General features: G+C 32.8%; 21 protein-coding genes and 4 pseudogenes. 21 read left to right on the top strand and 4 right to left on the bottom strand.

The genetic code is table 11. The annotated features are described in order from the left end of the window. Positions 1-21: 21 nt before the first annotated feature. From rlmD to RBQ61_RS01090, 7 genes and pseudogenes are all read left to right on the top strand, one after another. A complete protein-coding gene (gene rlmD, locus RBQ61_RS01120) occupies positions 22-1,392 on the top strand; it encodes a 23S rRNA (uracil(1939)-C(5))-methyltransferase RlmD (RefSeq protein ID WP_308138710.1) in 1,371 nt (456 codons plus the stop codon). A 181-nt stretch (positions 1,393-1,573) separates the two neighbouring features. After that, a complete protein-coding gene (locus tag RBQ61_RS01115; RefSeq protein WP_308138709.1) occupies positions 1,574-3,541 on the top strand; it encodes an ATP-binding protein in 1,968 nt (655 codons plus the stop codon). Positions 3,542-3,676: 135 nt separating this feature from the next. Beyond that, on the top strand, positions 3,677-4,207 hold the full coding sequence (locus tag RBQ61_RS01110; protein WP_308138708.1) for a hypothetical protein: 531 nt from the start codon (positions 3,677-3,679) through the stop codon (positions 4,205-4,207). 100 nt (positions 4,208-4,307) lie between these two features. Then, positions 4,308-5,051 carry a transposase gene (locus RBQ61_RS01105; RefSeq protein ID WP_308138707.1) on the top strand — a complete coding sequence of 248 codons (744 nt, stop codon included), beginning with the start codon at positions 4,308-4,310 and terminating at the stop codon, positions 5,049-5,051. 144 nt (positions 5,052-5,195) lie between these two features. Next, positions 5,196-5,723, top strand: a complete 528-nt coding sequence (locus RBQ61_RS01100; RefSeq protein WP_308138706.1) for a hypothetical protein — start codon at positions 5,196-5,198, stop codon at positions 5,721-5,723. Between the two features lie 567 nt (positions 5,724-6,290). Beyond that, a pseudogene (locus RBQ61_RS01095) lies at positions 6,291-6,515 on the top strand (winged helix-turn-helix domain-containing protein); the annotation flags it as partial. Continuing rightward, on the top strand, positions 6,508-8,241 hold the full coding sequence (locus RBQ61_RS01090) for a cell wall metabolism sensor histidine kinase WalK (protein ID WP_308138705.1): 1,734 nt from the start codon (positions 6,508-6,510) through the stop codon (positions 8,239-8,241). The pseudogene RBQ61_RS01095 and the gene RBQ61_RS01090, both read left to right, overlap by 8 nt. Positions 8,242-8,539: 298 nt before the next feature. Here RBQ61_RS01090 and RBQ61_RS01085 read toward each other — a convergent pair. Next, positions 8,540-9,333 (bottom strand): annotated as a pseudogene (locus RBQ61_RS01085) (IS66 family transposase). Between the two features lie 94 nt (positions 9,334-9,427). On the opposite strand from RBQ61_RS01085, the gene RBQ61_RS17615 reads away from it, so the two are divergent. The 5 genes and pseudogenes from RBQ61_RS17615 (at position 9,428) to RBQ61_RS01060 (ending at position 10,939) form a co-directional block, all read left to right on the top strand. After that, positions 9,428-9,568 (top strand): hypothetical protein, encoded by a 141-nt coding sequence (locus tag RBQ61_RS17615; protein ID WP_374049895.1) that lies wholly within the window; start codon positions 9,428-9,430, stop codon positions 9,566-9,568. A gap of 115 nt (positions 9,569-9,683) precedes the next feature. Further along, positions 9,684-9,932: a hypothetical protein gene (locus RBQ61_RS01075; protein ID WP_308138702.1), complete on the top strand. Its 249-nt coding sequence runs from the start codon at positions 9,684-9,686 to the stop codon at positions 9,930-9,932. A 13-nt stretch (positions 9,933-9,945) separates the two neighbouring features. Further along, a complete protein-coding gene (locus RBQ61_RS01070; RefSeq protein ID WP_308138701.1) occupies positions 9,946-10,374 on the top strand; it encodes a hypothetical protein in 429 nt (142 codons plus the stop codon). Positions 10,375-10,449: 75 nt separating this feature from the next. Further along, positions 10,450-10,809: pseudogene (locus RBQ61_RS01065) on the top strand (phage portal protein); the annotation flags it as partial. Next, positions 10,787-10,939, top strand: coding sequence for a hypothetical protein (locus RBQ61_RS01060; protein ID WP_308138700.1), 153 nt, complete (start codon positions 10,787-10,789; stop codon positions 10,937-10,939). The pseudogene RBQ61_RS01065 and the gene RBQ61_RS01060, both read left to right, overlap by 23 nt. 13 nt (positions 10,940-10,952) lie before the next feature. On the opposite strand, the gene RBQ61_RS01055 is transcribed toward RBQ61_RS01060, so the two are convergent. Continuing rightward, positions 10,953-11,726: an IclR family transcriptional regulator gene (locus RBQ61_RS01055; RefSeq protein ID WP_308138699.1), complete on the bottom strand. Its 774-nt coding sequence runs from the start codon at positions 11,724-11,726 to the stop codon at positions 10,953-10,955. Positions 11,727-11,954: 228 nt separating this feature from the next. Here RBQ61_RS01055 and RBQ61_RS01050 point away from each other — a divergent pair, with 228 nt between their 5' ends. The 7 genes from RBQ61_RS01050 (at position 11,955) to RBQ61_RS01020 (ending at position 19,774) form a co-directional block, all read left to right on the top strand. Then, entirely contained in the window at positions 11,955-12,977 is a 1,023-nt protein-coding gene (locus RBQ61_RS01050; protein ID WP_308138698.1) for a zinc-binding dehydrogenase, read from the top strand. Between the two features lie 28 nt (positions 12,978-13,005). After that, complete coding sequence (gene fabG, locus RBQ61_RS01045) at positions 13,006-13,764, top strand: 3-oxoacyl-ACP reductase FabG (RefSeq protein ID WP_308138697.1); 759 nt, start codon at positions 13,006-13,008, stop codon at positions 13,762-13,764. Between the two features lie 58 nt (positions 13,765-13,822). After that, positions 13,823-14,785, top strand: coding sequence for a C-terminal binding protein (locus RBQ61_RS01040; protein ID WP_308138696.1), 963 nt, complete (start codon positions 13,823-13,825; stop codon positions 14,783-14,785). Positions 14,786-15,019: 234 nt separating this feature from the next. Beyond that, positions 15,020-16,177, top strand: coding sequence for a pyridoxal phosphate-dependent aminotransferase (locus RBQ61_RS01035; RefSeq protein WP_308138695.1), 1,158 nt, complete (start codon positions 15,020-15,022; stop codon positions 16,175-16,177). Positions 16,178-16,281: 104 nt separating this feature from the next. Then, entirely contained in the window at positions 16,282-17,742 is a 1,461-nt protein-coding gene (locus tag RBQ61_RS01030; RefSeq protein ID WP_308138694.1) for a sodium:alanine symporter family protein, read from the top strand. A gap of 34 nt (positions 17,743-17,776) precedes the next feature. Next, a complete protein-coding gene (gene eda, locus RBQ61_RS01025; RefSeq protein WP_308138693.1) occupies positions 17,777-18,736 on the top strand; it encodes a bifunctional 4-hydroxy-2-oxoglutarate aldolase/2-dehydro-3-deoxy-phosphogluconate aldolase in 960 nt (319 codons plus the stop codon). Between the two features lie 12 nt (positions 18,737-18,748). Continuing rightward, the gene (locus RBQ61_RS01020; protein WP_308138692.1) at positions 18,749-19,774 is read left to right on the top strand and encodes a sugar kinase; all 1,026 of its coding nucleotides are present in this window, start codon (positions 18,749-18,751) and stop codon (positions 19,772-19,774) included. Between the two features lie 325 nt (positions 19,775-20,099). Here the strand turns inward: RBQ61_RS01020 and RBQ61_RS01015 are convergent. Beyond that, a pseudogene (locus RBQ61_RS01015) lies at positions 20,100-20,432 on the bottom strand (hypothetical protein); the annotation flags it as partial. Between the two features lie 150 nt (positions 20,433-20,582). Next, positions 20,583-21,941 carry an MATE family efflux transporter gene (locus RBQ61_RS01010; RefSeq protein WP_308138691.1) on the bottom strand — a complete coding sequence of 453 codons (1,359 nt, stop codon included), beginning with the start codon at positions 21,939-21,941 and terminating at the stop codon, positions 20,583-20,585. A 793-nt stretch (positions 21,942-22,734) separates the two neighbouring features. On the opposite strand from RBQ61_RS01010, the gene RBQ61_RS01005 reads away from it, so the two are divergent. Beyond that, positions 22,735-23,259: a DUF4358 domain-containing protein gene (locus RBQ61_RS01005; RefSeq protein ID WP_308138690.1), complete on the top strand. Its 525-nt coding sequence runs from the start codon at positions 22,735-22,737 to the stop codon at positions 23,257-23,259. A 322-nt stretch (positions 23,260-23,581) separates the two neighbouring features. After that, on the top strand, positions 23,582-24,757 hold the full coding sequence (locus RBQ61_RS01000) for an MBOAT family protein (RefSeq protein WP_308138689.1): 1,176 nt from the start codon (positions 23,582-23,584) through the stop codon (positions 24,755-24,757). Positions 24,758-24,760: the final 3 nt, after the last annotated feature.

Below are 24,760 nucleotides of genomic sequence, written 5' to 3'. Positions count from 1 at the left end.
AAATACTAACCAGGAGTACAAATGAAAAAGAACGATATAATTGAAGTAACAATAGATGAAATTAACTTTCCAAACGTAGGTACAGCAGTATACCAAGGTAAAAAGATTAAAATAAAGAATACGCTGCCAGGGCAGAAAGTAAAAGCCAGGATCAGCAGAACAAGAAAAGAAAGAGCAGAGGCAAAGGTAGTCGAAGTCATAGAACCTGCATGCTTTGAAACTGATTCCGGCTGCAGTCATTTCACTCTCTGCGGAGGATGCTCTTACCAGACCGTACCATACGAAAAACAGCTGGAGATCAAATCATCACAGGTAAAAACCATACTGGACAGAGTGCTGACAGACAACTATGAATTCCTTCCTATAGTTCAAAGTCCGAAAAAAACCGAATACAGAAATAAAATGGAATTCTCATTCGGAGATGAAGTGAAGGAAGGTCCGCTGACACTGGGCATGCACAGGAGAAACAGCTTTCACAGCATCGTGAACACAAGCGGATGCTCCATTGTTGACGAAGATTTTCGACAGATCCTATGTCAAATTCTAGGTTATTTCCAAGGAAATAGTCAGACCTTCTATCACAAAAGCACCAATATAGGATTTCTAAGGTATTTATTGGTGAGAAAAGCAGAAAGAACGGGACAAATTTTAATAAATCTTATTACAACCTCTCAAAGCTCATTGAATGAAAAAGAATTTGTTGATTTAATATTAAACATTAACCTTGAAGGTACAATAAAGTGCATAGCACACTCCATATTTGACGGAGTAGCTGACGTTGCAAGGGCAGATGAAATGAAAATACTGTACGGCGAAGACAAAATAGTTGAGGAGCTTCTGGGACTACATTTTAATATCTCTTCATTTTCATTCTTTCAGACAAATTCCCTGGGAGCAGAAAAGCTTTATTCAATAGTCAGAGACTTCATAGGAACAACCAAAGACAAAACTATTTTTGACCTCTATTCCGGAACCGGAACTATAGGCCAGATCCTTGCGCCAACAGCCAAAAAAGTCATAGGAATAGAAATAGTGGAAGAAGCCGTAGAAAAGGCAAATGAAAATGCAAAACTTAACAACCTGAACAACTGCACATTCATAGCCGGAGATGTCCTCAAAAAAATAGATGAGCTGGACGACAAGCCCGACATAATAGTCCTTGATCCTCCGCGGGAAGGCATCCATCCTAAAGCAATACAAAAAATAATCGACTACAAACCAGAAACATTTATCTACATATCCTGCAAACCAACCTCCCTGGAAAAGGACCTGCCATACTTCCTAGACAGCGGATACAAGGTGGAAAAAGCACAGTGCGTAGATATGTTCCCGATGACGCCGCATGTTGAGACGGTGATTCTGATGACACGTTGTGGTGAAAATGATAAATAAGGCGTCGAAACCACAAGATGTTGTGGTTTTGGAGTGAAAAACGGGCAAAAATCAGGCTAAAAAATGCCCGATTTTTGCCCTGAATTTTAGGGGAAAATATAGATGACATCATAAAGATTGATACTTTTAATAAACTGTAATATATTATATATAATACAATAAACAAAAATGGAGGAATAAAATGTATAATCAAAATTTTGATCCATTAAGTATAAAATACACAGGAACTGAAGAAGTTGTAATCAAGTCTTTGAAGAGAGAGATTAAAAATATTTTGAGTTCTTATGTTGGCTGGTTTGATACTTTTTGCGAATTAATACAGAATGCACTTGATTCTGTTGAGGAAAGACAAAAGTGTGCAGAGAAAAATTATATTCCTAAAATTAATATTTTAATTAATATTATGGATAATTATGTGGCAGTAACTGATAATGGAATGGGTTTTTCAGAGGAACAGTATGTAAAGTTTTTGGCGCCGAATTTTTCATTTAAAAGTGGTCAAACAAGAGGTCATAAAGGTGTTGGTTCAACGTATTTGGCATATGGATTTAATTATATTCAAATATCAACTAAAAATAATGATTTTAATGCACGTGGGGTAATGAGTAATGCGCGTAATTGGTTAGATGATGAAAATCCTGCGGGCAATCCAAGAGTAGTTCCAGATACCAAAGATACCAAAGATGATTTTTATAAAACAATAGATCAAGGCGTATCGGTATGTGTAAAATATGATACTAATACTTATCCAAAAGATTTATCGTGGATAAAGGTAGATGATGCAGATAATTGGTTGAAGCTTTTAAGAGTGAAGACAGGATTAGGTGCTATAATTGAAAATCCTAAAATACATACCAGCGTAAAAGTGATATCGAAACAAGGAAAAGAAACTTTATCAGAAATGGAAGGAATAAGGTATTTATCCATTGATGAGTTCGTAAAAAAATCATTGAAATATACAGATATAAAAGTTAAATTTGATAAACTGTATAAAGAATATGGAGCAGAGTATAGAATACCTTCTAAATATTGCAACTTAGATTCAATATATGATATGTGGAATTATAATAGAATTTTAGAAGAAATATCTCTTGATGATAATCAAAAAATATTAATTAATAAATATAAACCGACAGTATATTTCTGCTACGTATATTCTGTTCAGATTTGGAATAAAATTAATTCTGTTCTTAAGCTTAGATCCGGTGTTAATGCTCTATATGGTGGCATCCAGCTTGCTGCTAATAATATGCCTCAGGGTGAATTAATTCAAATACCACTAACACGTAACATTGGTAGACAAAATCAAGCACATATAGTTGTTCATTTTGAAAATTGTAGTGCAGATTTAGGAAGAAAGGGTTTTCAAAAAGAAATTACTGATTTAGCCAAAGAAGTTGCTAGAAAAATTTTGGATGGGCCGCTCTTAAAGATGAAAAAATGCTTTAGAAAAAATACTGGTACGGCTCCAGATTTAATGAGAGAACAGAAATTAGACGAGTGGAAAACTATAATGCTTGAGCATGAAAAAGAATGCCCTCTAGAATTAATAAATGAAAACTTTTTTATACCACTTAAGCAGATTTCAATTACTTCAATTCCAACAAGAGAACAGGATGTAATTGCATTATTTAATCAGCTAATAGCAGGTGGAGTAATTAGGGGGATTAGGATAATGTCCACTAATGAAAGATTTACTTATGATGGGTTATATAAGATTGTGATAGAAGAACCTACAGAAAATCATATATATAACAAAATAACTAATCCATTAGGAGTATCAGAAGAAAATGTTGTGGATATTCTTGATAAATCTCCACATGGTTTTTCTTCTTATCCGAAGGTATTGGAATATAAATATTCGTTAGATGGGCTGATTGAAGACTTGGAAAGTGGATTGAAAAATTCAAATGATATAGGATTAATTATCGCTTGGAATGCCGGGCAGTTATATAAAAAGAGTTTTTATATAGAGTCTTTACTATCGGAAGACAATATACAATTACGTCAATATCATGGTGTTACACATAGATTGCTAGATATATCTAACAATGAAATTGTGGCAGACATGATTTTATTAGAGGATTTAATATTATATTTAAACAATCCAAATGAGTGTGCATTACAACAAGAAAAATACGATGAATAGTTGATTAAAATTAAATAAATCTGCCATTGAGCAAAAGTTAAGAGGTTATGTTCTTCGTTACTGAAAAACATAGCCTCTTTTTTGCTGTCTGATTTGTAGAAAAAGAAAGGACTGAATGAAGTGATTACAAGATTTATGAGAGATACACCTCTCGCTGCTATAGAAATAGAAATGCAACTTATTCCCGGTTTTACTCCTCGTGCTTGCGGAACATTCCGAAGCCAGCAAAGATATGCGAATCAATCCCCAAATCGGTATGAAGAATTGCTGGGACTATTCCTCAAAGAGATAGAGTTACAGGCATTCGCTCTTCGAGTGCAAAGAATTATAGAGGTTACGAGCAATCTCGGAGAAAGTGAGGTAAACCAAATGCTTTTTAGAAATGCAGAGCATAAAAAGAGATTTCAAAGTATCTGTAAAAGCGGTCTGTTTCCGAAGCTAGAAGAAAGCTACGGATATGCAGCCGCTATTTTTTTACTCTCTGCAGATGCGTTTGTCTGGAGTAAGGCAAAAAATTGTATAGACAGCCAACTCATTCATTTTGAAGCTATCCGTATTCATGGTGTGGATTTAGATGGATATGTCATCTTTCATATGGCAAAGGAGCTTTACTCTGGAAAGAGTGGCAAGGGGACGTTTTGTTTGCCATTAAATAGAAGTCGTTAAATAAAGTGTATAAAATTATTTGTTGAATTATGGATAAAATTGGATTAAAATAATATAAATATTTTGCTTTTTAATTATCAGTTTTAAAGGAGGTGTATATATGCCGCGAAGCGCAAGACTTAAAAGCGAATCAGGAATATATCATGTAATGCTAAGAGGGATAGATAAAAGAAATATTTTTTTAAAGCCTGGTGATTATGAGAAATTTATTGAAAGTATGATTAAAGCAAAAGAAAAGGTGAAATTTTTTGTATATGCATATTGTTTGATGACAAATCATGTTCATATTTTAATTAAACGAGATACTGAAGATATAGGAGATACTGTAAGAAGAATAGCTGTTAGTTATGCACAGTATCATAATAATATGTATGGAAGAACCGGACATCTTTTTCAGAATAGATTTTTAAGCGAAGTAGTAGACAATGGCCAATACTTTTTGACTGTAATTAGATATATACATCAAAATCCCCTTAAAGCAGGTATTATAAAAGATATTAATGATTATAAATGGAGTAGTTATAATGAATACATTAATGATAATGAATTTATAGTAGATTCAGAGTTTGCATTGAGTTATTTTAAAAGTATCGAGGAATTCATTAATTATCATAATGAAACAAATGAAGATGTATGTTTGGATTATGACGAGAAAAAAAGGTGGACCGATGAAGAACTGAAAAAATTCATATTAACTTATCAGAATATTTCTTGCTTGCAAGCACTTGATAAGAAAACTAGAGATACAATAATTAAAAAGATAAAAGAAGATACAGGAGCCAGTAATAGACAATTGGCAAGAGTACTCAATATTGGAAGAGGAATTTTGGATACTATTAAATGATAGTAATAATATCTATAGCATGGCATGGCAAAAGAAACGTCCCGGTGGCACGGTGGCACGTCCCGGTGGCAGTCCGACGTTGATATGTATGATTGAAGAAGTAATACGGCAAAAATAATGTTATGCAATGTGAAAGGAGCAATTATGGATATATCGTGGGATGAGATTACACAGGAAGAGCTAAAATATTTATATTATGATGAGGAGTTAACTGACCGACAGATTGCTGATATATTTGGTGTTACAATAGGTAAAGTGACCTATAAGAGAAAAAAATTTGATATAAATATAAAAAATAAGGTATACCAAGAGTTCATGAATCAAAATAGTGATTTGCTTAAAGAAGCAAACTCAAATTCTAAAGAACGTTTATTAAAGCGGGAAAATATTGATTCCATATCTAAAGCAATTACTCATTTTGTTTTCAGAAATGGGCCTGTAGAAGATATGCATGCTAACAATCAACTTTCGGAAGTTGATATGAAAACACTGAATAAATTTATGGTAAATAGAATAGCTGGTCTGCTTACTGCTATAGCAGATAATAAGTGGTTACAATTAGAGCTATTATTATCTTACTATAAACTATTTGGAACTGAGTGGGATAAGGCTGAGCCAGATATGAAAGAAATCAATTTAGCTATGAAACTTTTACTCATTGATAGACTTTAATAAATACACTTCAGTAAAGTTAGTTACAAAGAAAATAAAATTCGTACAAGGCAAACCTAAGTCAGAGATAATTCAATTATTCAACAGGTATAAGTAATTGAAAAAATCGGTTTAGATACAGTAAAAAATTGGAATAAAAATAATGGAACATCATATGTTATTTTTCACCAAGGGTATAACATATACACTTGACATCATTATTGTATACTCGAGCCATGTAGAGCCTGTACTTTTTATAAACAAATTCAGCGACCCCAAATCCAAAAATAAATTCTATGGCAAATAATATTTCTAAACATATAAATTAACTTACAATTCATGACTTATATATGAAACAACTTAATATGAATACGTAAAAACAAGACTGGTTTGATCGGTCTTATTTTTTATATATGGAAAAAATTTTATTTTCAATTTATTGTACATGGTGAATATAGATTTTTCTGAAAAAAATTAAATTGCAAAAGATTTTATTTGGATACAAAAAAGATACATTTATATGATATTATGTACATGGAGGTGGAATATGGTATTTAAACTGTTCGTGTAAATGATGATGAAGTTGTTCTTGCTCCTATAGAATTCACAATTTTAAAAATCCTTATTGAAAGTAATGGTAAGGTGGTGAACCGTAACAGACTTATTATTAGAATTTGGGGATATGATTTTGATGGTAATGACAGAGTGGTAGATAACCATGTGAAAAAATTGCGTAAAGCTTTAGGCAGTGCTTCTGCTCAAATTAAAACTGTATTTAAAAAAGGTTACAAGCTGGAGGTAGGCAATGAATAAGAATAAAACAAAAAACTTTATCTATTTGCGTATTTTTATTGCATTCTTGGCTACTTACATAGTGTTGATGATTGGTTTTACAGCATATCTTGTATCATTGGAAAAGGAAGCTGCAGGGAAAGAGTTAAAAAATCGAACTCCTCAAATCAGTGATAGAGCAGAGGAAATTTTAAATGATAATATTGATAATGATAAACAAATTATTGATTTAGCCAAGGTAAAAAAGGAATTTGTAAAGATATCACCTGTATATTTGCTAAATGGTGCTGAAGCTGCAATATTTACTAGTGATTATAAGCTCGTTTATAGTACATATAATACGAATGATTACTGGAAATGTATTTATTCAGAATCTAGAGATGGACATCATTCGCCTGAAAGTGTAGGATTACTAAAACTAAATGATTGGTTAAGTGAAGAAGAAATAAAAGAACTTGAAAGTTATTTATATGATAAACCTAAAGCAGAAAAAATTGGTGATGTTTATGGATATTCCATACATATTGATAGCTTTTGGGTGGATGATGAAATTATTATTCCCCATAGTATATCTGTTTCACCTACGTATGCTAGTGGTTTTGATGAAGAAGGAAATGTAGATTCAGGAAGAGGAACAGTTACTAAAGGTAATTTTTACAGAAAAGATTTTGATAATGCCAAGAACTTGCCATATTATGAAATTGGCACCATCGTTCCAGAGTATTATGAAAATTTAAAAGGTAAAAACCAAGATGAACTTCGCAAAATGGTTACAGATGAATCAAATTTAACTAATTATTTACAACAGTATTTACAAAATGTGCAAAATTGGTTACCTGTTTCTCTTAAACCAATTGAAAGAGTAAATATGTTAACCTATCGCTATTACTTGGTAGTGCCTTATGAAAACACAATTAGGGTATTGGATGATAATAGTTTGTACAGTGAATTTTATACAGTTGTAGGTATTGACATTAACATATGGGAGCGCATTTCTTCTACATTAGCATATGTTTGGATTTCGTGCTTATTAATATTTATAATTGCAGCATATATCCTTTCGATGCAATCTTATAAAACATACTTGAAGCGAGAGAAACTTGACAGTCAGCGTAAAGAAATGACTTATGCTCTTGCTCATGATTTAAAGACTCCATTGAGCATTGTTTCAGGTTATGCACAGAATTTACAAGAAAATATTCATACTGAAAAAAGAGAGCATTATGCCAGCCATATTCAGTCTAATATCTATCGAATGGATAAAATTATAAAAAATATGCTGGAAATGTCTAAATTAGATTCAGATTCTTTTAAAATTAAGTTTGAAGATGTGTTTTTACATGAGATTAGTTGCGGAATTATTAATCGATACAAGAATATATGTGATGAAAAATCTATAACAACTTATATCACAGGTGAAGCAGTTATAAAGGCAGACAAAGCATTAATAGAGAGAGTTATAGATAACTTTTTTGTTAATGCTCTTGATAACATGAATGATGGTGGAGCGATTCGTATATTAATAAAAGATGATAAATTTGAAATATACAATAGCAGTAGCCATATACAAGAAGATATTATTGGAGACATTTGGCTTCCTTATAAAAAAGGCAACTTAGACCGCAGCAATACAAAAGGGTCAGGTCTTGGTCTTTCAATTGTACGCACAATTTTAGAATTACACAAGTTTAAATATGGTGTAAGAAATGAAGAAGATGGTGTTACATTTTGGTTTAAATTTAAGTAATATTATTAAACATAATTTTTATTTAGTTAATGATATAGTGAAAAGAGTGAAATGAAATGGGAGGGACAAGACTATAGGTTTTGTCCCTTTATTATTTTATAGTTGTATTAACAAAGCATATAAAGAAGTTACTGCTCCAATATCCGTAACCGCTGAACAAAAGACCGTATTAACTAAGCTGCTGGAATTTGATATAATGTAAGCAGGAGCAATACGGTTATTTGTTTGCCAATAAATCTTTGTTTACCTTTAGCACTTCCGAAGCAGATACCTTCACATAGTCAGGAAGAGATCCTGATCAAGGTAGATATTGTTTCAGCTGCTCTTCGTCGGTTGGATTTTCCAAGTGCGGAAGCTCTGCCAACAGATATTCGATGTACTTAAATATATTTAAATTGTTGATGCCGGCAGATTCAACCAATGAATACATCACCGCATTGCACACAGCTCCAGCAGGGGTATCGGCAAACAGCCACGCTCTCCTGTGGACTGCAAATGGTCTGATTGATCTTTCTACTAAATTTGTAGTCAGAGGGATTCTTCCGTCATTCAAGAACTGACCAAGCTCCACATGTTGATTTTTTATGTACGTTAATGCTTCTTTGAGTTTTTTTTTGGTTATTATCTTTTGAGACGTTTTTTCATGCCATGCTAAAATTTCCTCATAAATCGGTCTTGGAAATTTATTCCTATTCTCAAGCTTTTCATTATCAGGCATATTTGATATTTCTTCTTCTATTTCGGACAAGCGCCCTACATACTTAAGTCCTTCTTCTGCCGCCGTTCCTTTTATTGGTTTTTTATTGCTATCCAGAGCAATGGAGTCCAACAGTTTTCTTCGAAAATGTGCCCAACACTCGGCATGCAACGCTTCCGGCACAGCATTATAGTCACTGTAACCATCTGTTACAAATATTCCCTTGTAATTTTCAAGCATACCCTTCGCTACTTCTGAACTGCGGCTTGGGCTATACTTGAACACTACCCCTCTTTTCTCTTCATTCTCTCCGGAATGCAAACCCACATGAATGAATCCGTGCTTGGTGACCTTCCTTTTTCCTTATTACACTGTATCCGGGTTTCATCTACCATTACCAGTTCATTTTCTGCCAATATTTCTTTATGCATTAAATCTCTTACTAAAGAAATTGATAATCTTAATAATTTTGCAAAGTATTATAAAGGAATGGGAAAAGAAACATGGAGATTTGATAAGCTTGTGAGTTATGTTAGCACCCGCACTAATGGTGAATTGCTTGAGCTTGCAGAATGTATGCACGAATTTGAATTGTTTGACGGCATAAAAAGTGCTGAGAGTTATATATGATGAGCGAGGAATCATCTTAATTCAATTCTTACATAATAGTATGTAAATATATTGACAAAATTACAAAAATATGATATACTTAATTTAACTTAAATAAAGAAAGGAAGTTGAGAGTATGTCATTAGGGAAAAATGTTACACAGGCAAATGTTTATCGTAAGGTGTCCAACTTAAGTAAACCATTCTGGGGTTTGACAAAGAATCGCATTGACCAGTTAGATAAGGAAGGATATGATTATTATGTGAGACTTGATTATCCTGCAGGGTCTATTGTGTTGACATCTGATCAAGTTAAAACTCTAGTATCTAAAAAAGTGGTTGCAAAAGATGGTGATTATAAAATCACACTTTCTGATTTCCGTTAATGGGGGTAATATTATGGATGAAATAAAAACTATCTCTCTAAACTTGAATGTATTACTTACTTTAGCTGTTGATGTAGCTACTAATAAGGTTGAAGTTCAAAATTGTGATGCAAAAGTAGTCAAAGTAGCAAGCGATGATAATAATCAAATACAATATACTGAGCATCAGATTAATGAAACTGAAAATAGGTATGGAATACTGACATTGGGAGCTAAATCATTAGTTGGAATGTTAATGCCAACCGCTACTGAAGTAACTATTGAAATAGATGGTGTGAAATTTATAAGTTCAAAGTCAATTAGGAGTCATCGTAGCACTCGTGGAAGAATAGATGGGTTAACTCAGCTTTTTCGTGAATTTCCAGATAAACTTGCTGTTGGAGCTATTCTATCTGTTTCATATGATTCTCAGACATCAATTTTAGCACTAAAAAGTAATTAAAATAGTTTTTCCATAAAGCATCTACAATGGTAGGTGCTTTTTAAATACAATTTTTAAGGAGGCACAAAAGTGAACATTCCAATTATATCAAAATTAATAAAAGCACGTGATAAGCCTGTAGAAAATACATTGATATCTAATTACACTTATTTATTTGGACCAACCACAAGTGGAAAAAGTGTTAGTGAATATACTGCAATGCAGACCACAGCTGTTTATTCATGTGTCAGAATATTAGCTGAAGCAATAGCATCACTTCCACTTCACATTTATAGATATAAGGAAAACAGTAAGGAGAAAGTATATAATTACCCTTTGTATTATATTTTTCATAATGAACCTAATCCTGAGATGACTTCATTTGTGTTTAGAGAAACACTTATTAGTCATTTTCTTATTTGGGGAAATGCGTATGCACAAATTATCAGAGATGGCAGGTAGAGGCTGTCAGTTAAAAGACGTGGTTATTGACAGCACAGGTTGCATTGTAGGAATATCAATAAATAGATTATATTTTAGATTGAAAAAACTGGTACTTTTAAAGGGGATAGGTATAGTTAAATAAAACTACATATTAATTAGTTCCAGTTTGCTCCTTTGATTAGTATTTCAATTTTACTACGTGCATCGTTAAGTAACTTGATAATTAAATTTTTTTTATCTTCATTGTAGCGAAAAGTTGGTATTGCAACACTTATCGCTGCTATATTAACTCCGTTATTGTTAATAGGAACTGCAATGCATTTTATCATAATAGCATTTTCTTCAGATTCAGTAGCTATACCTGATTTTCTAATTTCAGACAATTGTTTCATTAGCACATCTATATCTGTGATAGTGTGTTCAGTAACTGGGATTAGTCCTTTAGGGTATAGTTTTTCTATTTCTGATTTTGTTTTATAAGCTAACATAGCTTTGCCCATTGCCGTTGAATATGCAGGCAATCTTCTTCCAGGGGCGGAAACCATTCTAATAGCTTCAGGAGAGTCGATCTTTAATAAGCAAAGAGCATCTCCACCCTTAAGTTCAGTAAAGTTACATGATTCAGAACACATCTTTACTACATATTGCATTTCACTAATAATATCATCATAAATTCCAGTATGGTTAGCATATTTCATTCCTACCTCAAATGCTTTAAATCCCAAACTAAAACTTAGAGATTTTTTATTGTATTTTAAGTATCCTCTGTCAGCGAGGGTATGTACCAATGGAAATAAACTGCTTTTTGGTATTCCTAATATTGTTGCGATTTCACCTAATGTATAGCTTTTTAAGTTATCATTAGACACTAATTCTAAAATATCTAGCACTCGTTCAGTAGAACGGTGATTTTCAGCCTGAGTACCCATTAATAGAATTTGCCCCTTCGTAATATATTTTATTATTTATGGAGTTATTATAGCTTAGACTATCTTCTTATGCAACTGTTTTTATCATACAATAGTGACAAAAAATTTAAAGTTATTTAAATTTTAAAAATTCTAATTATAGAGTATTGACAAATTAGGGTAACGAAAGTATACTGTATTTGTAAATAAGAACAACGTTCTTATATAAGAACACAAGGAGATGATTTTGTGAAAGCATTGGTCTATGTTGGACCTAATAAAGTAGAATACAAAGATGTTCCAGATCCTAAATCAATACCGGGATATGCAAAGATAAAAATGAAGTATTGCGGAATATGTGGAGGGGACAAGGGGATTGTAGCTGGGAAGCATCCTCGAGCAAAAGCGCCTTTAATTGTTGGACATGAATTTTTAGGTATAATTGAAGAAATATCAAAAAGCAATAAACAATTAAAAGTTGGTGATAGAGTTGTTGCATATCCTCTTATTTCCTGCGGTAATTGCCTTCCATGCAAAACTGGCAAACCTCACGTTTGTAAAAATTTAAAGCTTTTAGGTATTGATGTTGACGGTGGAATGGCTGAATATGCATATGTAAATGAAAACGTTCTATTTAAAGTTGATGATAACGTTTCAGATATTGTCGCATCTCTAATAGAGCCTTTAGCGGTAATAGTTAGAGCTATTCATCAATCTGGATTTAAATATTTAGATTCTACTGTTGTAATGGGAGCAGGACCTATTGGCATAATAGCTGCAATTGCATTAAGAAATGCTGGTGCATCTAAAGTTGTTATTTCAGACTTAGACCCATTTCGTTTAAATGTATGTAAAGAATTAGGATTTAAAACTGTTAATGTTAAGGAAGAAAATTTAAAAGAAGTTATAGCTAATATGACAAATGGTGATGGGGTAGATGTAGTATTTGAAGCTAGTGGTACAGAAGCAGCTACTTTTGAAAGTACAGAATTAGCTAAAATTAACGGTACTATTTGTATGTTAGGAATTCATAAAGCTCCTCATGTATCAAACCTACCGCAGTTTAGTTTTAAAGAACAAAATATGGTGGCTACTAGGGTATACACAAAACATGAATTTCATCAAGCAGTTGAACTGGTAAAAGAGTTACACAATGAATTAGAAAAAATAGTTAGTCATATTATACACCTTAGTGAAGGACAAACTGCTTTTAATTACATTAATGATCCTAAAATGAACACTATTAAGGTGCTATTAGATTGTGAAAAATAATTGTTATGTATTAAGGAAGGGGAATTATATGGATTACTTTAATATTTCAGGTAAAAAGGCAATTGTTACAGGTGGGTCTAGAGGATTAGGAAGAGGTATGGCAGAAGGGCTTATGAACACTGGTGTTGAAGTAGTACTTTTTGCAACAACTCCAAGAATTAAAGAAATTGCTGAAAATTACACAAAAAAAGGTTTTAAATGTAAAGGAATTTCAGTAGATATTGGAAATCAAGAGGAAAGTAAAAAAGCATTTAACGAAGCACTTAAATTTTTAGGTGGAAAAATTGATATTTTAGTTAATGCCGCTGGTGTTCAGCGAAGGCATAAAAGCGAAGAATTTCCATTAGAAGACTGGAATACAGTTATTGATGTTAATTTAACTGCAGTATTTTCTCTATGTCAATTGGCTGCTAAAGAAATGATTAAGCAAAAAAGCGGAAAAATTATAAACATTGCTTCTATGTTAAGCTATTTTGGAGGATATACAGTACCTGCTTATGCAGCTAGCAAAGGTGGAGTTGCTCAATTAACAAAAGCTTTTGCAAATGAGTGGGCTAGCCATGGAATAAATGTTAATGCAATTGCTCCAGGTTATATGGATACAGAAATGAATACTGCATTGATAAATGATGAGAAGCGTAATGAAGAAATACTTGCTAGGATACCAGCAAAAAGGTGGGGCAAACCTGAAGATATGGCTGGTGTGGTATTGTTTTTGGCATCACCAGCTTCAGATTATTTAAATGGAGCTATAATACCTGTCGATGGAGGTTATTTAGGAAGATAATTATTATGCTAATCACATCGAGCATATTAAAATAGAAGATTTAATATGAGGAGGACATATGGAAGTAATAATAACAGATTGTGATCATAAAAACATTGATATAGAAACAACTATACTAAATAATGCAAAGTTATCGTTTAAATTGTTACAGTGTAAGACTGAAAAAGATTTAATTAACAATTGTAAAGGTGCTAATATCTTAATCAATCAATATGCACCAATTACTGAAACTGTTATGAAATCCCTTTTACCAGAGCTGAAACAAGTTGTTCGATATGGAGTTGGTGTAGATAATATTAATTTGGAAGCAGCAAAGAATTTGGGTATAATTGTATGTAATGTACCTGATTATGGCATGAATGAAGTAGCGGACCATGCTTTAACGCTAATGCTTGCCTTAGAGAGAAAAATTGTTTTAATGAGCAATTATACTAAGAATACTAAATGGGATTATACTAAGTCTATTCCAATTCACCGTCACAATACTTTGACTGTTGGTATTATAGGTTATGGGCGTATTGGTAAAGAATTTGCTAAGCGTGTTAATGCATTAGGCTGTAACATTGTGGTATCTGATCCTAAATCTAGTAATTACAATACTAAAACTGACAGCTTAGTTAAGTTTGTTTCTATGGATGAATTATTAGAAAAATCAGATGTTATATCCATACACTGTCCATTGGACAATAATGTAGGACTTTTTAATGATGAAGCTTTCGATAAAATGAAAAATACTGCTTATATAATTAATACTGCAAGAGGTGGAATAATCAACGAGGACGCTTTAGACAGAGCACTGACAGAAGGAAAGATTGCTGGAGCTGCTTTGGATGTTGTAAAAAAAGAACCACTAAACACTGAGGCGCCACTTTTTAGACATGAAAATTTCATATGCACACCTCATATGGCATGGTATTCTGAGGAGGCTGCATTGGAATTGAAAAGAAAGGTTGCTGAGGAAGCTGTTCGATTTGCTAGGGGCGAAGAATGTTTTTACCCTGTAAATTTTGTATTAGCATAATAAAAGATTACTTAAAATCTACAATGTTATAGTTTATGCTATGGTTGTTTCTATAAAACATGTTCATATGTACATCAATAAATAGTAAATTTTAAATATACACTAGTAGATAGTGTAAATGGGATGAAATTAAAGCTATTCAATAAATTGCTTAAATTTATAAAAGCCATGCGCATGGTGTAATATATAGAAGTGTCAATTTGACACTATCAATTAGTATAGAGGAGACTAAAAATGAATTATTTATCGGATATTACGAGAAATTATCCTGCTTCAGGTATTAGGAAAATGTTTGACCTTGCTGAGCAATATGATGATGTAATTAAACTCACTGTAGGAGAACCAAATTTTGATACTCCTTTGAATATTAAGAATGCAGCAAAAAAAGCAATTGATGAAGGTTATGTACATTATTGTCACAATTCAGGCTTACAAGATTTAAGGGAGGCTATAGCAAATAAGTATAATCAATATTCCAATAATTACTCTTATGAAAATGTTATGATAACAGTTGGAGGTATGGAAGCTATTTTGTTATGTTTGTTATCAACTGTAAATAGGGGTGATGAAATTATAGTTCCAAATCCATGTTATCCTAATTACATTGGTCAGATAATGCTATGTGGAGCCAAAGCTGTAGGGGTACCTGTATATGAAGAAAATGACTTTAATATAAAATCTGAAGACATTGAAAAAGCAATAACTTCAAAAACAAAGGCTATTTTGTTAAATTCACCAAGTAATCCATTGGGATCAGTATTGAAGAAAGAAGAAATAATTAAAATAGCAGAAATTGCGGAGAAATATGATTTGCTAATTTTTTCTGACGAAGTGTATGACAAGATAATTTTTGATAATTTAGAATATTTTAGTTTAGCTCAGATATCTGAAATAAAAGAAAGAGTTTTGATAATTAATAGCTTTTCAAAATCTTATGCTATGACAGGTTGGAGATTAGGATATATTGTGGGTAGCAAAGAGATTATTTCTAATATGCCGAGACTACAAGAAGGGGTTGTTTCATGCGTTCCAACTTTTATACAAAAAGCAGCTATAGAAGCTATTACAGGGTCTCAAGATAGTGTAAACAGTATGTTAGCAGATTATACAAGACGACGTGATATAATTGTAAATGGGTTGAATAACATTCCAGGCATTAGTTGTAAAAAGCCAAAGGGAAGCTTTTATGTCTTTCCAAATATTAAACAATTTGGTAAAAGTTCAGAAGAATTTGCAGAAGAACTTATACGACATGCTAAGGTAGTTGTAGTTCCAGGTTCAGCTTTCGGAAGTATGGGTGAAGGTTACTTACGAGTTGTATTTGCAAATTCTGATGAAAATCTGAAAGAAGCATTGAGAAGAATTAGTGAATATATAAAAAGAAGATACTAAAAAATAATTACTTGTTAAACTTATGCCTTTTAACATAAAGAAGAAAAAAATAATTAGTGTAATAAAAATATTTTAAATATTATTTAAATTAGGAGGAAGTAAAGATGTTACAACAACTACTAGATAGTATTAATGGTATTTTATGGAGTAATATATTTGTTGCTTTAGCGTTGATTACGGGGCTATATTATACAATTCGAACAAGAGGTGCACAATTTAGACTTATTAAGCTAATGGGAAAGTATACAGTTGAAAAGAATGGCACAGGAGTGGGGCGTTCAGCATTTCAATCATTTGCAGTAACTTTATCAGGCAGAGTAGGTACGGGAAATATTGCAGGTGTTGCGACTGCTATTTTTATAGGTGGACCAGGTGCGATTTTTTGGATGTGGCTATCTTCAATTTTAGGTGCAGCAACATCCATAATTGAATCAACTTTGGCACAAGTTTATAAAGTCAAGGATGGAAATGAATACAGAGGTGGAACACAGTATTTTATAGAAAAAGGATTAGGTATGAAGAAATTTGCTATTGCTTTTGCTATTGCTTCTGTATTTGCTCTAGGTTTTTGTACACCAGGCATTCAAGGAAATGCGATTGCTGATTCCTTAAATAATGCTTTTGGATTCAACAAACAAATTGTTGGCATTGTTGTAGCCATATTGATTGCATTTATTATAACTGGAGGTATAAAAAGAATTAGTGAATTTGCCGAGAAAGTAGCTCCAATTATGGCTAGTATATATTTATTAGTTGCTGTTACACTTATTATAATTAATATAAAAGAAGTTCCTGAATTGTTTTCTATAATTATTTCAAGTGCATTTGGAAAAAATCAAATTTTTGGAGGAATTGCGGGAACCGCAATTATTTGGGGAGTAAAAAGAGGAATATATTCAAACGAAGCTGGTAATGGTACTTCAACTCATGCAACAGCTACTGCAGAAGTAAGTCATCCTGTTAAATCGGGATTAATACAAGCATTATCAGTTTATGTTGATACTTTATTCGTATGTACTTCTACAGCATTTATGGCATTGTTAACTGGACAGTACAATGTAGATGGTATAGTTGAAAATCTGGCTGGAGTTCAAGCTGGACCAGGGTATGTACAAGGCGCGATAGATTTATATGTTCCGGGTTGGGGATCAGCATTTGTTGCAATATCAATGTTCTTCTTTGCTCTTACTACAGTTACATATAACTATTATTCGTCTGAAACTGGAATTTTCTATCTAATTAGCAAATTTAAAAAAGCAAATAAAAAAAGTCTGATAATTATATTGAGAATATCAACTGTAGTTGCTATTATATTATTTTCTTCCAAAGAATCAAGTCTTGCATGGGCTCTTGGAGATGTTGGTGTAGGAATTATGGGATGGCTAAGCTTTATTGCATTATTAATGATGGGAAATGTCTTTATGAAAGTTTTTAAAGATTTCGAAGAACAATATAAGTCTACGGGTAATGCAATATTTGAACCGGAAAAGTTAGGAATTAGTAATGCTGAAGCATGGAATGATATAAGTAAATGGAAAATTAGCGTTGAAAGTGAAAGCAAGTAGATTACTTAAGTTACTATTAAAGTAGGTGTATATAATGAATAAATTATTAAAAAGAATATCAGAATATGGAATTGTCCCAGTTATTAAAATCAACGATTTAGAAAAAGCAGTTCCATTAGCAAAAGCGATTATGGAAGGGGGACTTCCATTAGCAGAAGTAACCTTTAGGACAGAACATGCCGAAGAAGCAATCAAAAGTATTTGCAAAGAGTTTCCAGACATGTTAGTTGGTGCTGGAACAGTATTGACTATTGAACAGGTTGATAAAGCTATTTCAGCAGGTTCCAAATTCATTGTTAGTCCTGGATTCAATAAAAAGATTGTAAGCTATTGTATAAGTAAGGGAATTACAATTATTCCAGGAACATCAACTCCAAGCGATATGGAAGCAGCAATGGAATTGGGATTAGATGTTGTTAAGTTTTTTCCTTCAGAACAGAGTGGTGGAGCAGCATATCTAAAAGCGGTTGGTGGTCCATATACAAATCTAAAATTCATACCAACAGGCGGTGTGAATGCAAAAAATCTTAACGAATACCTTTCAATGAAAAATGTTGTTGCGTGTGGTGGAACATGGATGGTTAATGAGGATTTAATTAAAAAAGGTGATTTTGATGTGATTACCTCCCTAACAAAAGAAGCAGTAAAGAACATGCTTGGTTTTGAGCTAGGACATATAGGTATTAACTGCGGAAATGAAGAGGAAGCTAGAAATGTTGCACAACTTTTCTCTAGTTTGTTTGGTTTTGAATATAAATTAGGAAATTCTTCAATTTTTGCAGGAGATGCTGTTGAAGTAATGAAAGCTCCTTACCTTGGTGAAAAAGGACATATTGCAATAAAAACTAAATCAGTAGAAAGGGCGATGGCTTTTCTTAGTAGAAAAGGAATTAAGTTTAATTTAAATACAAAAAATGTTGATGAATCCGGGTTCATTAAAGCAATTTATTTTGAAAACGAAATTGGTGGATTTGCGGTTCATCTAAAAAAATAGGACGGTGGTAATATGAAAATACTAACTTTTGGAGAAATAATGTTAAGATTAAAATCTCCAGGGCATGAACGGTTTTTCCAAAGCCCAACCCTTGAAGCTACCTTTGGGGGTGGAGAGGCAAATGTTGCAGTTTCACTTGCAAACTATGGTATGGATGTTTCATATATGACAATTCTACCTGAAAATATCTTAGGAGATGAGTGTTTAAAGGAACTTAGAGGTTTTGGAGTTGATGTTTCTAGAATTAAACGTGGTCCAGGACGTATGGGTATTTATTTTTTGGAAGCAGGGGCTAATCAATTACCTAGTAAGGTTGTATATGATAGAGACTATTCTGCAATAGCGTTAGCAAAGCCTGGAGACATAAATTGGAATCAGGTTTTTGAAAATATTGATTTGTTTCATATAACAGGTATTACTCCAGCTATTTCAGAAGGAGCGATGGAACTTTCTTTGGAAAGTGTAAAATATGCAAAATCAAAAAATATAACTGTTTCTTGTGACTTGAACTTCCGTAAAAACTTATGGAAATATGGGAAAAAGGCTCCTGAGGTTATGAGAGAGTTAACTAAGTATGTAGATGTTGCTATTGGAAATGAAGAGGATTGTCAAAAATCCTTAGGCATGGAATTAGATGTTGAAGTTGAAGGTGGAAAGATTGATAGAAATAAATATGAAAGACTTACCTCTGCTGTTTTAAATGAATATCCAAATTTAAAAACAATTGCAATTACACTTAGAGAAAGTGTTAGTGCAGATATAAATGGGTGGAGTGCGTGTATAAACGATAGAGAGAATTTCTATATAAGTAAAAAATATGAAATTCGAGATATTATTGACCGAGTTGGTGGCGGTGATTCTTTTGCAGGGGGATTAATTTATGGCTTAAATAAATATGAAGATAAAAAAGAAGCATTAGAGTTTGCTGTTGCCGCTAGCTGTCTTAAACATTCAATTATTGGTGATTTTAATCGTGTAAGTGTTGCAGACGTAGAAAAACTTGCTGGAGGAGATGGCTCTGGGAGAGTTCAACGATAGCATATGCAGATTTAAATAAGACACGGGGACGTTTCATAAGACACGGGGACGTTTCACATATCTTCATGTATCTTATCAAGACAAGGATACTGAGTTATTGGCAAAAAGCAGTGCGGAATCAACATAGTAGAATAATTCAGAAAATGTAATGTTACAATAACCCCGTCCCTATATAATAATTTAAACGAGCGAATATGCAAAGAGTAGCAGGAGAAAAGGATTACGGTGATATATATAGTATAGGCTTAGAGGAATAAACCAAGACAGGCGAAACGTCCCGATGTCTTCTTCCGATGTCTTCTTGAATAAATTAGCTATTCGACAGTTAGAAGCAATTGAAAAAATCGGTATAGATACAGTAAAAAAATTGGAAGAAAAGTAATAGAAAATCATATATTATTCTTTCCACCAAGGATGTAACATATACTTTTGACATCATTTTTGTCGCTTCAACGCATGTGGAGACGTGCGTACTTTTGTCCCACAAAAACCCACAAACATCTCCACCATCTTTATAAACAGGAAAATTGAATAAAATAGACTTCAAAGGCAATTTAGCCTCATCACATGGAAAAATCTCTATTTCTTTGATTAGCGAAGAAATTAGAGATTTTTTCTCTTCATCGCTGATTTTATCATACACTTTATCAAAGTTTGAACTACCCATTATTAAAAGATGTAGATAAATTTTCTTGCACATAGTGGCTATTCTCCAAAGCTTCTACAACAAATAATGGGCGTACGAAATCATCTGCTGAACTACGGCTTTTTTTATTGCCATTCAGCAGGTGATTTCGATTTTTACTGATTAACTATGTGAAAACTTTTTATGTCTCCATCCTTTCCGATAAAAATAAATTGTACCAACGATAGCCGGCAATATCGGAGAAAGTGCCTGTCCTATATAAATTCCTGTAAAACCATAATGAAGTACAAAAGCTAACGACCAGCTTATAGGTAAACGTACAATGACTGCATCTAACAGTGCATTACACATGGCTATGTTTGCAGCCCCAATACCAATAGCAAAGGAGTCAAAAGTATACATCGCCGCGTAAATCAAACTGTTTATTGAGCAGCATATTCTTAAATATAAAACGCCTTCTTGAATCACCCCTAAATTTTCTGGTTCAAAAAGCATTACAATAGGTTTTGCAAATATCTGTACAAGTATCACAACAAGTAAAGTAATGATTATATTCAAACGCAGTCCTATTGTCGTAGTATGTTGAACACGTTCAATGTTTTTCGCTCCTATATTTTGTCCTACCATAGTAGTAACCGCTTGACCAAGCGCCCAACAAGGCATACCGGCAAAAGTAGTTACTTTTAATCCGATTCCCGAAGCTGCTGCTACCGAGACGCCAAAGTGATTGAGCATACCTGTAATCAAGAGATACGAAATATTAACAACTACCATTTGAATTGCAGTGGGTAATCCTACTTTCAAAATGGCAATCAGTTTGTCCATATCAATGTCAAAACTTTGCAACTTGAAATCAAAAATAAAACCGCTGCGTCGCAAGCAAACAATTGAAATTATGAGAGAAATGCCTTGTGAAAAAACTGTTGCATATGCAGTACCTTTTGTCCCCAATCCAAAAGGCCCAACTAGAATCAAATCAAGAAAAATATTAACGACAGTAGCCACTGCAATAAAATAGAGTGAACTTTTTGAGTCGCCAAATCCTTTCATAATTGAGCAGACAGCGTTGTATCCAAACACAAAAAATGTTCCTAAACATATTATCAGCATATAATCGCAAGCGTCTTTCATAGAAGCAGACGGCACGCCGAGAAGTTCAAACACGGGCTTATATACAAGTAGCCCTATCACGGTAACGATAATCGAAGCAATGACAGATATTGTAAACAAGGTTCCTATCGTCTTTTTCTGACCCTGTTCATCATTAGCTCCTTTATACTGAGCAACTAATACTGTGCCGCCCATTGTCACGCCAATACAAATTGAGTTAATGATAAAGCTAATCATTGAGGCATTGCTGATTGCTGCAAGCCCAGTGCTCCCAACTATTCGACCAACAACCAACATATCTACAATGCTGTAAAATGATTGGAGCAAATTAGCAACAAATAAGGGCATTGCAAATTTTATAAGTTTTTTTGGTACACTTCCAATTGTTAAATCCTGTTCTGAGTTTTCCATTTTTAGACTACATCCTTTTCTTTTAAAATATAAACAAAAAAGCAGAGGGAACTATACACCCGTAGGTGTAAGCCCTCTGCTTTTATACTAATTATGCCAATATACATAATTAGTTCTTAAAAATAGCATAGCAAAAGGCCGCAGACAAAACATTGTCTACGGCCAAATATTCAAATTCAATATTTATTTATCTAAAAGAGCATCACAAAACAACCAACATAAGCTTAAGCTTAAATTGATTGTGCTGAAATCATCTATCAAATAAATATTTACTTAATTTGATTGGGCTCCGCACAATGTTTTATCATATCGAGTTGTGTGGAGCCTTTTACAATACCGGATTTTCCAAATAACTTCATTGTGTTCACCCTTTCATAATCTTTGACTATATCATAAGGCACTTTGCGGTAATTGTCAACGAAAAAAGGGCAAAAGTCAAAATTTAATAAAATTCACGATTATAGTGTCATGAGAGTGAAATAAGTCTTTTGTAAAAAAGTAAAATTATTATCGATATTTTTTCGGGGTGAAACCGAAAAGTATTATGTCAGAAGATGACAGGTCATATAGGCTTGTCATCTTTATTTTTTATTACGTTGAAAAATAGATAATGTAAAAGTGTCATTGATACCACAAATGTCATTGATGGCATGGTATAATAAATAAAAACACTTATGGTTTAAATTAATTATGATTCCAGTTATTGTTCATACTGGTAATAATATTATGGAACTTCTTATTTGTTGTAGCGTCTAAATATATATAAAAATTAGAATAAATATTTGGAGGCTTTATGAAAAAAAATAATATTTTAAAAAGAATAGGATCATTAGTTTTATTAGGTATACTTGCAGTAACTGTAGTGGCTTGTTCAAAAAGTGAACCCACTACTGGAGAATCGGGGGGGAATCCTTCGGTAAATGAGAATCCACTGGACTCAGAATCTTTAAGTTCTATACTTGATAAGATTTATGAAAAGGCAGGGCTTGAAACGCCAAAACTTGCTCAAACAGAAATTAATGCTGAAAATATTGAGTATTTTCTCGGTACAAATAACATTGAGTATACAGAAGGCATTGCATCAGAACCTATGATGGGTTCTTTCGCCCATTCAATTGTATTGATGCGAGCAAAAGATGGAAGTGATGTAACAAATATAATGAATGATATTAAAACAAATGTAGATCCAAGAAAGTGGATTTGTGTTGGGGTTGAGCCTGAAAATGTAATTGTGGATAATATTGGCAATACGATTATTCTTATTATGGATGAAATGTCCGAAGAATATCACAATGCATTTTTAGAACTTTCAAAATAAAATAATAATTGTTTAAAAATAGAAACACTCCATCTAGTTTTTTTAGAAGGGGTGTTTTTTAAACAATGTAAGTCATCTTAGAAAGGAATTCATAATCATGGTTTTTTCCAGTATTACATTCTTGTTTTACTTTTTACCTTTAGTAATAATCATATACTTTGCTGTTCCGTACAAAGTAAAAAATATGGTTCTTCTTATGGCAAGTTTGGTGTTTTATTTTTGCGGTGAGCCAAAATATGTATTTATATTTCTTTTTTCAATAGTGTTGAATTATATATTTGGTATATTAATTGAACGATGCAATCAATTGATATTAAGAAAAATGGTTACAGGTATTGCTATTTCTGTGAATATTACACTGATTGGATTATTCAAATATGCGGATTTTACTATTAAGAATATTAATACGTTGTTTTCCACGGATATACCGCTTTTAAAGCTTGCACTTCCAATAGGTATTAGCTTTTATACATTTCAAGCAATCAGCTATATTATAGATGTGTACCGAAGAGAAGTTAAAGCACAAAAGAATATTATAAATTTATCCTTATATATTTCACTTTTTCCACAGCTTATAGCAGGACCAATTGTCCGATATCAAACGGTGAATAATGAGCTTGCTGAACGTACACATAGCTTTGCTGATTTTTCATATGGGGTGCGACGCTTTATATTTGGATTATCCAAAAAGCTGCTTATAGCAGATCAAATTGCAAACTTATGGACACTTGCTACACAAACCAATCAGCCATCTGTATTATATTATTGGTTGGGTGCTATTGCGTTTTCTTTGCAGATATACTTTGATTTTTCTGGATACAGTGATATGGCTATTGGTATGGGTCGTATGTTTGGATTTCATTTTTTGGAAAATTTTGACCATCCATTTTGTTCAAAAAGTATTACTGAATTTTGGCGCAGGTGGCATATTTCCCTGGGAAGTTGGTTTAGAGACTATCTATATATACCTTTAGGCGGAAATCGTCAGGGTAAATTACGATGGATATTTAATTTGTTTGTGGTTTGGGGATTAACTGGTTTTTGGCATGGTGCAGACTGGAATTTTGTTTTATGGGGACTTCTTTTTGGCATAGCATTAATGTTTGAGAAACTTTTCATGTTAAAGGTGCTTGAAAAAATTCCATCTTTTTTCTCACATATATATACCATATTAATTGTTGTTTTAAGCTTTGTACTGTTTAATAACAGCATTGCTGATGCGGCTACATTTATAAAATCCATGATTGGATTGACGAATATTCCATTAATTTCAGCTGAAAGTCTTTATTATTTACACAGCTATTTTGGTGTCTTGGTTATTTCAATAGTTTTTTCTACAGATATTCCAAGCGCCATTTTTCGAAAAATAACTATTAATCAAACTTTTAAAAAGATTGCCGATTATATTGAGCCTGTATTGCTGATTATTCTGCTTTTATTATCTGTAGGATATTTGGTAGATTCCTCATTTCAGCCATTTTTATATTTTAGATTTTAGGAG

The organism is Sedimentibacter sp. MB35-C1, from assembly GCF_030913635.1.
GTDB lineage: Bacteria > Bacillota > Clostridia > Tissierellales > Sedimentibacteraceae > Sedimentibacter.
Note: the sequence above shows the minus strand (reverse complement) of the source record. Positions and strands in the feature narration are given on the sequence as shown.

Bases quoted from the DNA above. Each gene is read 5' to 3' on its own strand.
- RBQ61_RS01070 (WP_308138701.1), top strand. From the start codon at position 9,946: ATGGATGAAATAAAAACTATCTCTCTAAACTTGAATGTATTACTTACT.
- fabG (WP_308138697.1), top strand. From the start codon at position 13,006: ATGGATTACTTTAATATTTCAGGTAAAAAGGCAATTGTTACAGGTGGG.
- eda (WP_308138693.1), top strand. From the start codon at position 17,777: ATGAATAAATTATTAAAAAGAATATCAGAATATGGAATTGTCCCAGTT.
- RBQ61_RS01115 (WP_308138709.1), top strand. From the start codon at position 1,574: ATGTATAATCAAAATTTTGATCCATTAAGTATAAAATACACAGGAACT.
- RBQ61_RS01060 (WP_308138700.1), top strand. From the start codon at position 10,787: ATGCACAAATTATCAGAGATGGCAGGTAGAGGCTGTCAGTTAAAAGAC.
- RBQ61_RS01055 (WP_308138699.1), bottom strand. From the start codon at position 11,726: ATGGGTACTCAGGCTGAAAATCACCGTTCTACTGAACGAGTGCTAGAT.
- RBQ61_RS01075 (WP_308138702.1), top strand. From the start codon at position 9,684: ATGTCATTAGGGAAAAATGTTACACAGGCAAATGTTTATCGTAAGGTG.
- RBQ61_RS01040 (WP_308138696.1), top strand. From the start codon at position 13,823: ATGGAAGTAATAATAACAGATTGTGATCATAAAAACATTGATATAGAA.
- RBQ61_RS01090 (WP_308138705.1), top strand. From the start codon at position 6,508: ATGAATAAGAATAAAACAAAAAACTTTATCTATTTGCGTATTTTTATT.
- RBQ61_RS01020 (WP_308138692.1), top strand. From the start codon at position 18,749: ATGAAAATACTAACTTTTGGAGAAATAATGTTAAGATTAAAATCTCCA.
- RBQ61_RS01010 (WP_308138691.1), bottom strand. From the start codon at position 21,941: ATGGAAAACTCAGAACAGGATTTAACAATTGGAAGTGTACCAAAAAAA.
- RBQ61_RS17615 (WP_374049895.1), top strand. From the start codon at position 9,428: ATGGGAAAAGAAACATGGAGATTTGATAAGCTTGTGAGTTATGTTAGC.
- RBQ61_RS01000 (WP_308138689.1), top strand. From the start codon at position 23,582: ATGGTTACAGGTATTGCTATTTCTGTGAATATTACACTGATTGGATTA.
- RBQ61_RS01110 (WP_308138708.1), top strand. From the start codon at position 3,677: ATGAGAGATACACCTCTCGCTGCTATAGAAATAGAAATGCAACTTATT.
- RBQ61_RS01030 (WP_308138694.1), top strand. From the start codon at position 16,282: ATGTTACAACAACTACTAGATAGTATTAATGGTATTTTATGGAGTAAT.
- RBQ61_RS01005 (WP_308138690.1), top strand. From the start codon at position 22,735: ATGAAAAAAAATAATATTTTAAAAAGAATAGGATCATTAGTTTTATTA.
- RBQ61_RS01035 (WP_308138695.1), top strand. From the start codon at position 15,020: ATGAATTATTTATCGGATATTACGAGAAATTATCCTGCTTCAGGTATT.
- RBQ61_RS01100 (WP_308138706.1), top strand. From the start codon at position 5,196: ATGGATATATCGTGGGATGAGATTACACAGGAAGAGCTAAAATATTTA.
- rlmD (WP_308138710.1), top strand. From the start codon at position 22: ATGAAAAAGAACGATATAATTGAAGTAACAATAGATGAAATTAACTTT.
- RBQ61_RS01105 (WP_308138707.1), top strand. From the start codon at position 4,308: ATGCCGCGAAGCGCAAGACTTAAAAGCGAATCAGGAATATATCATGTA.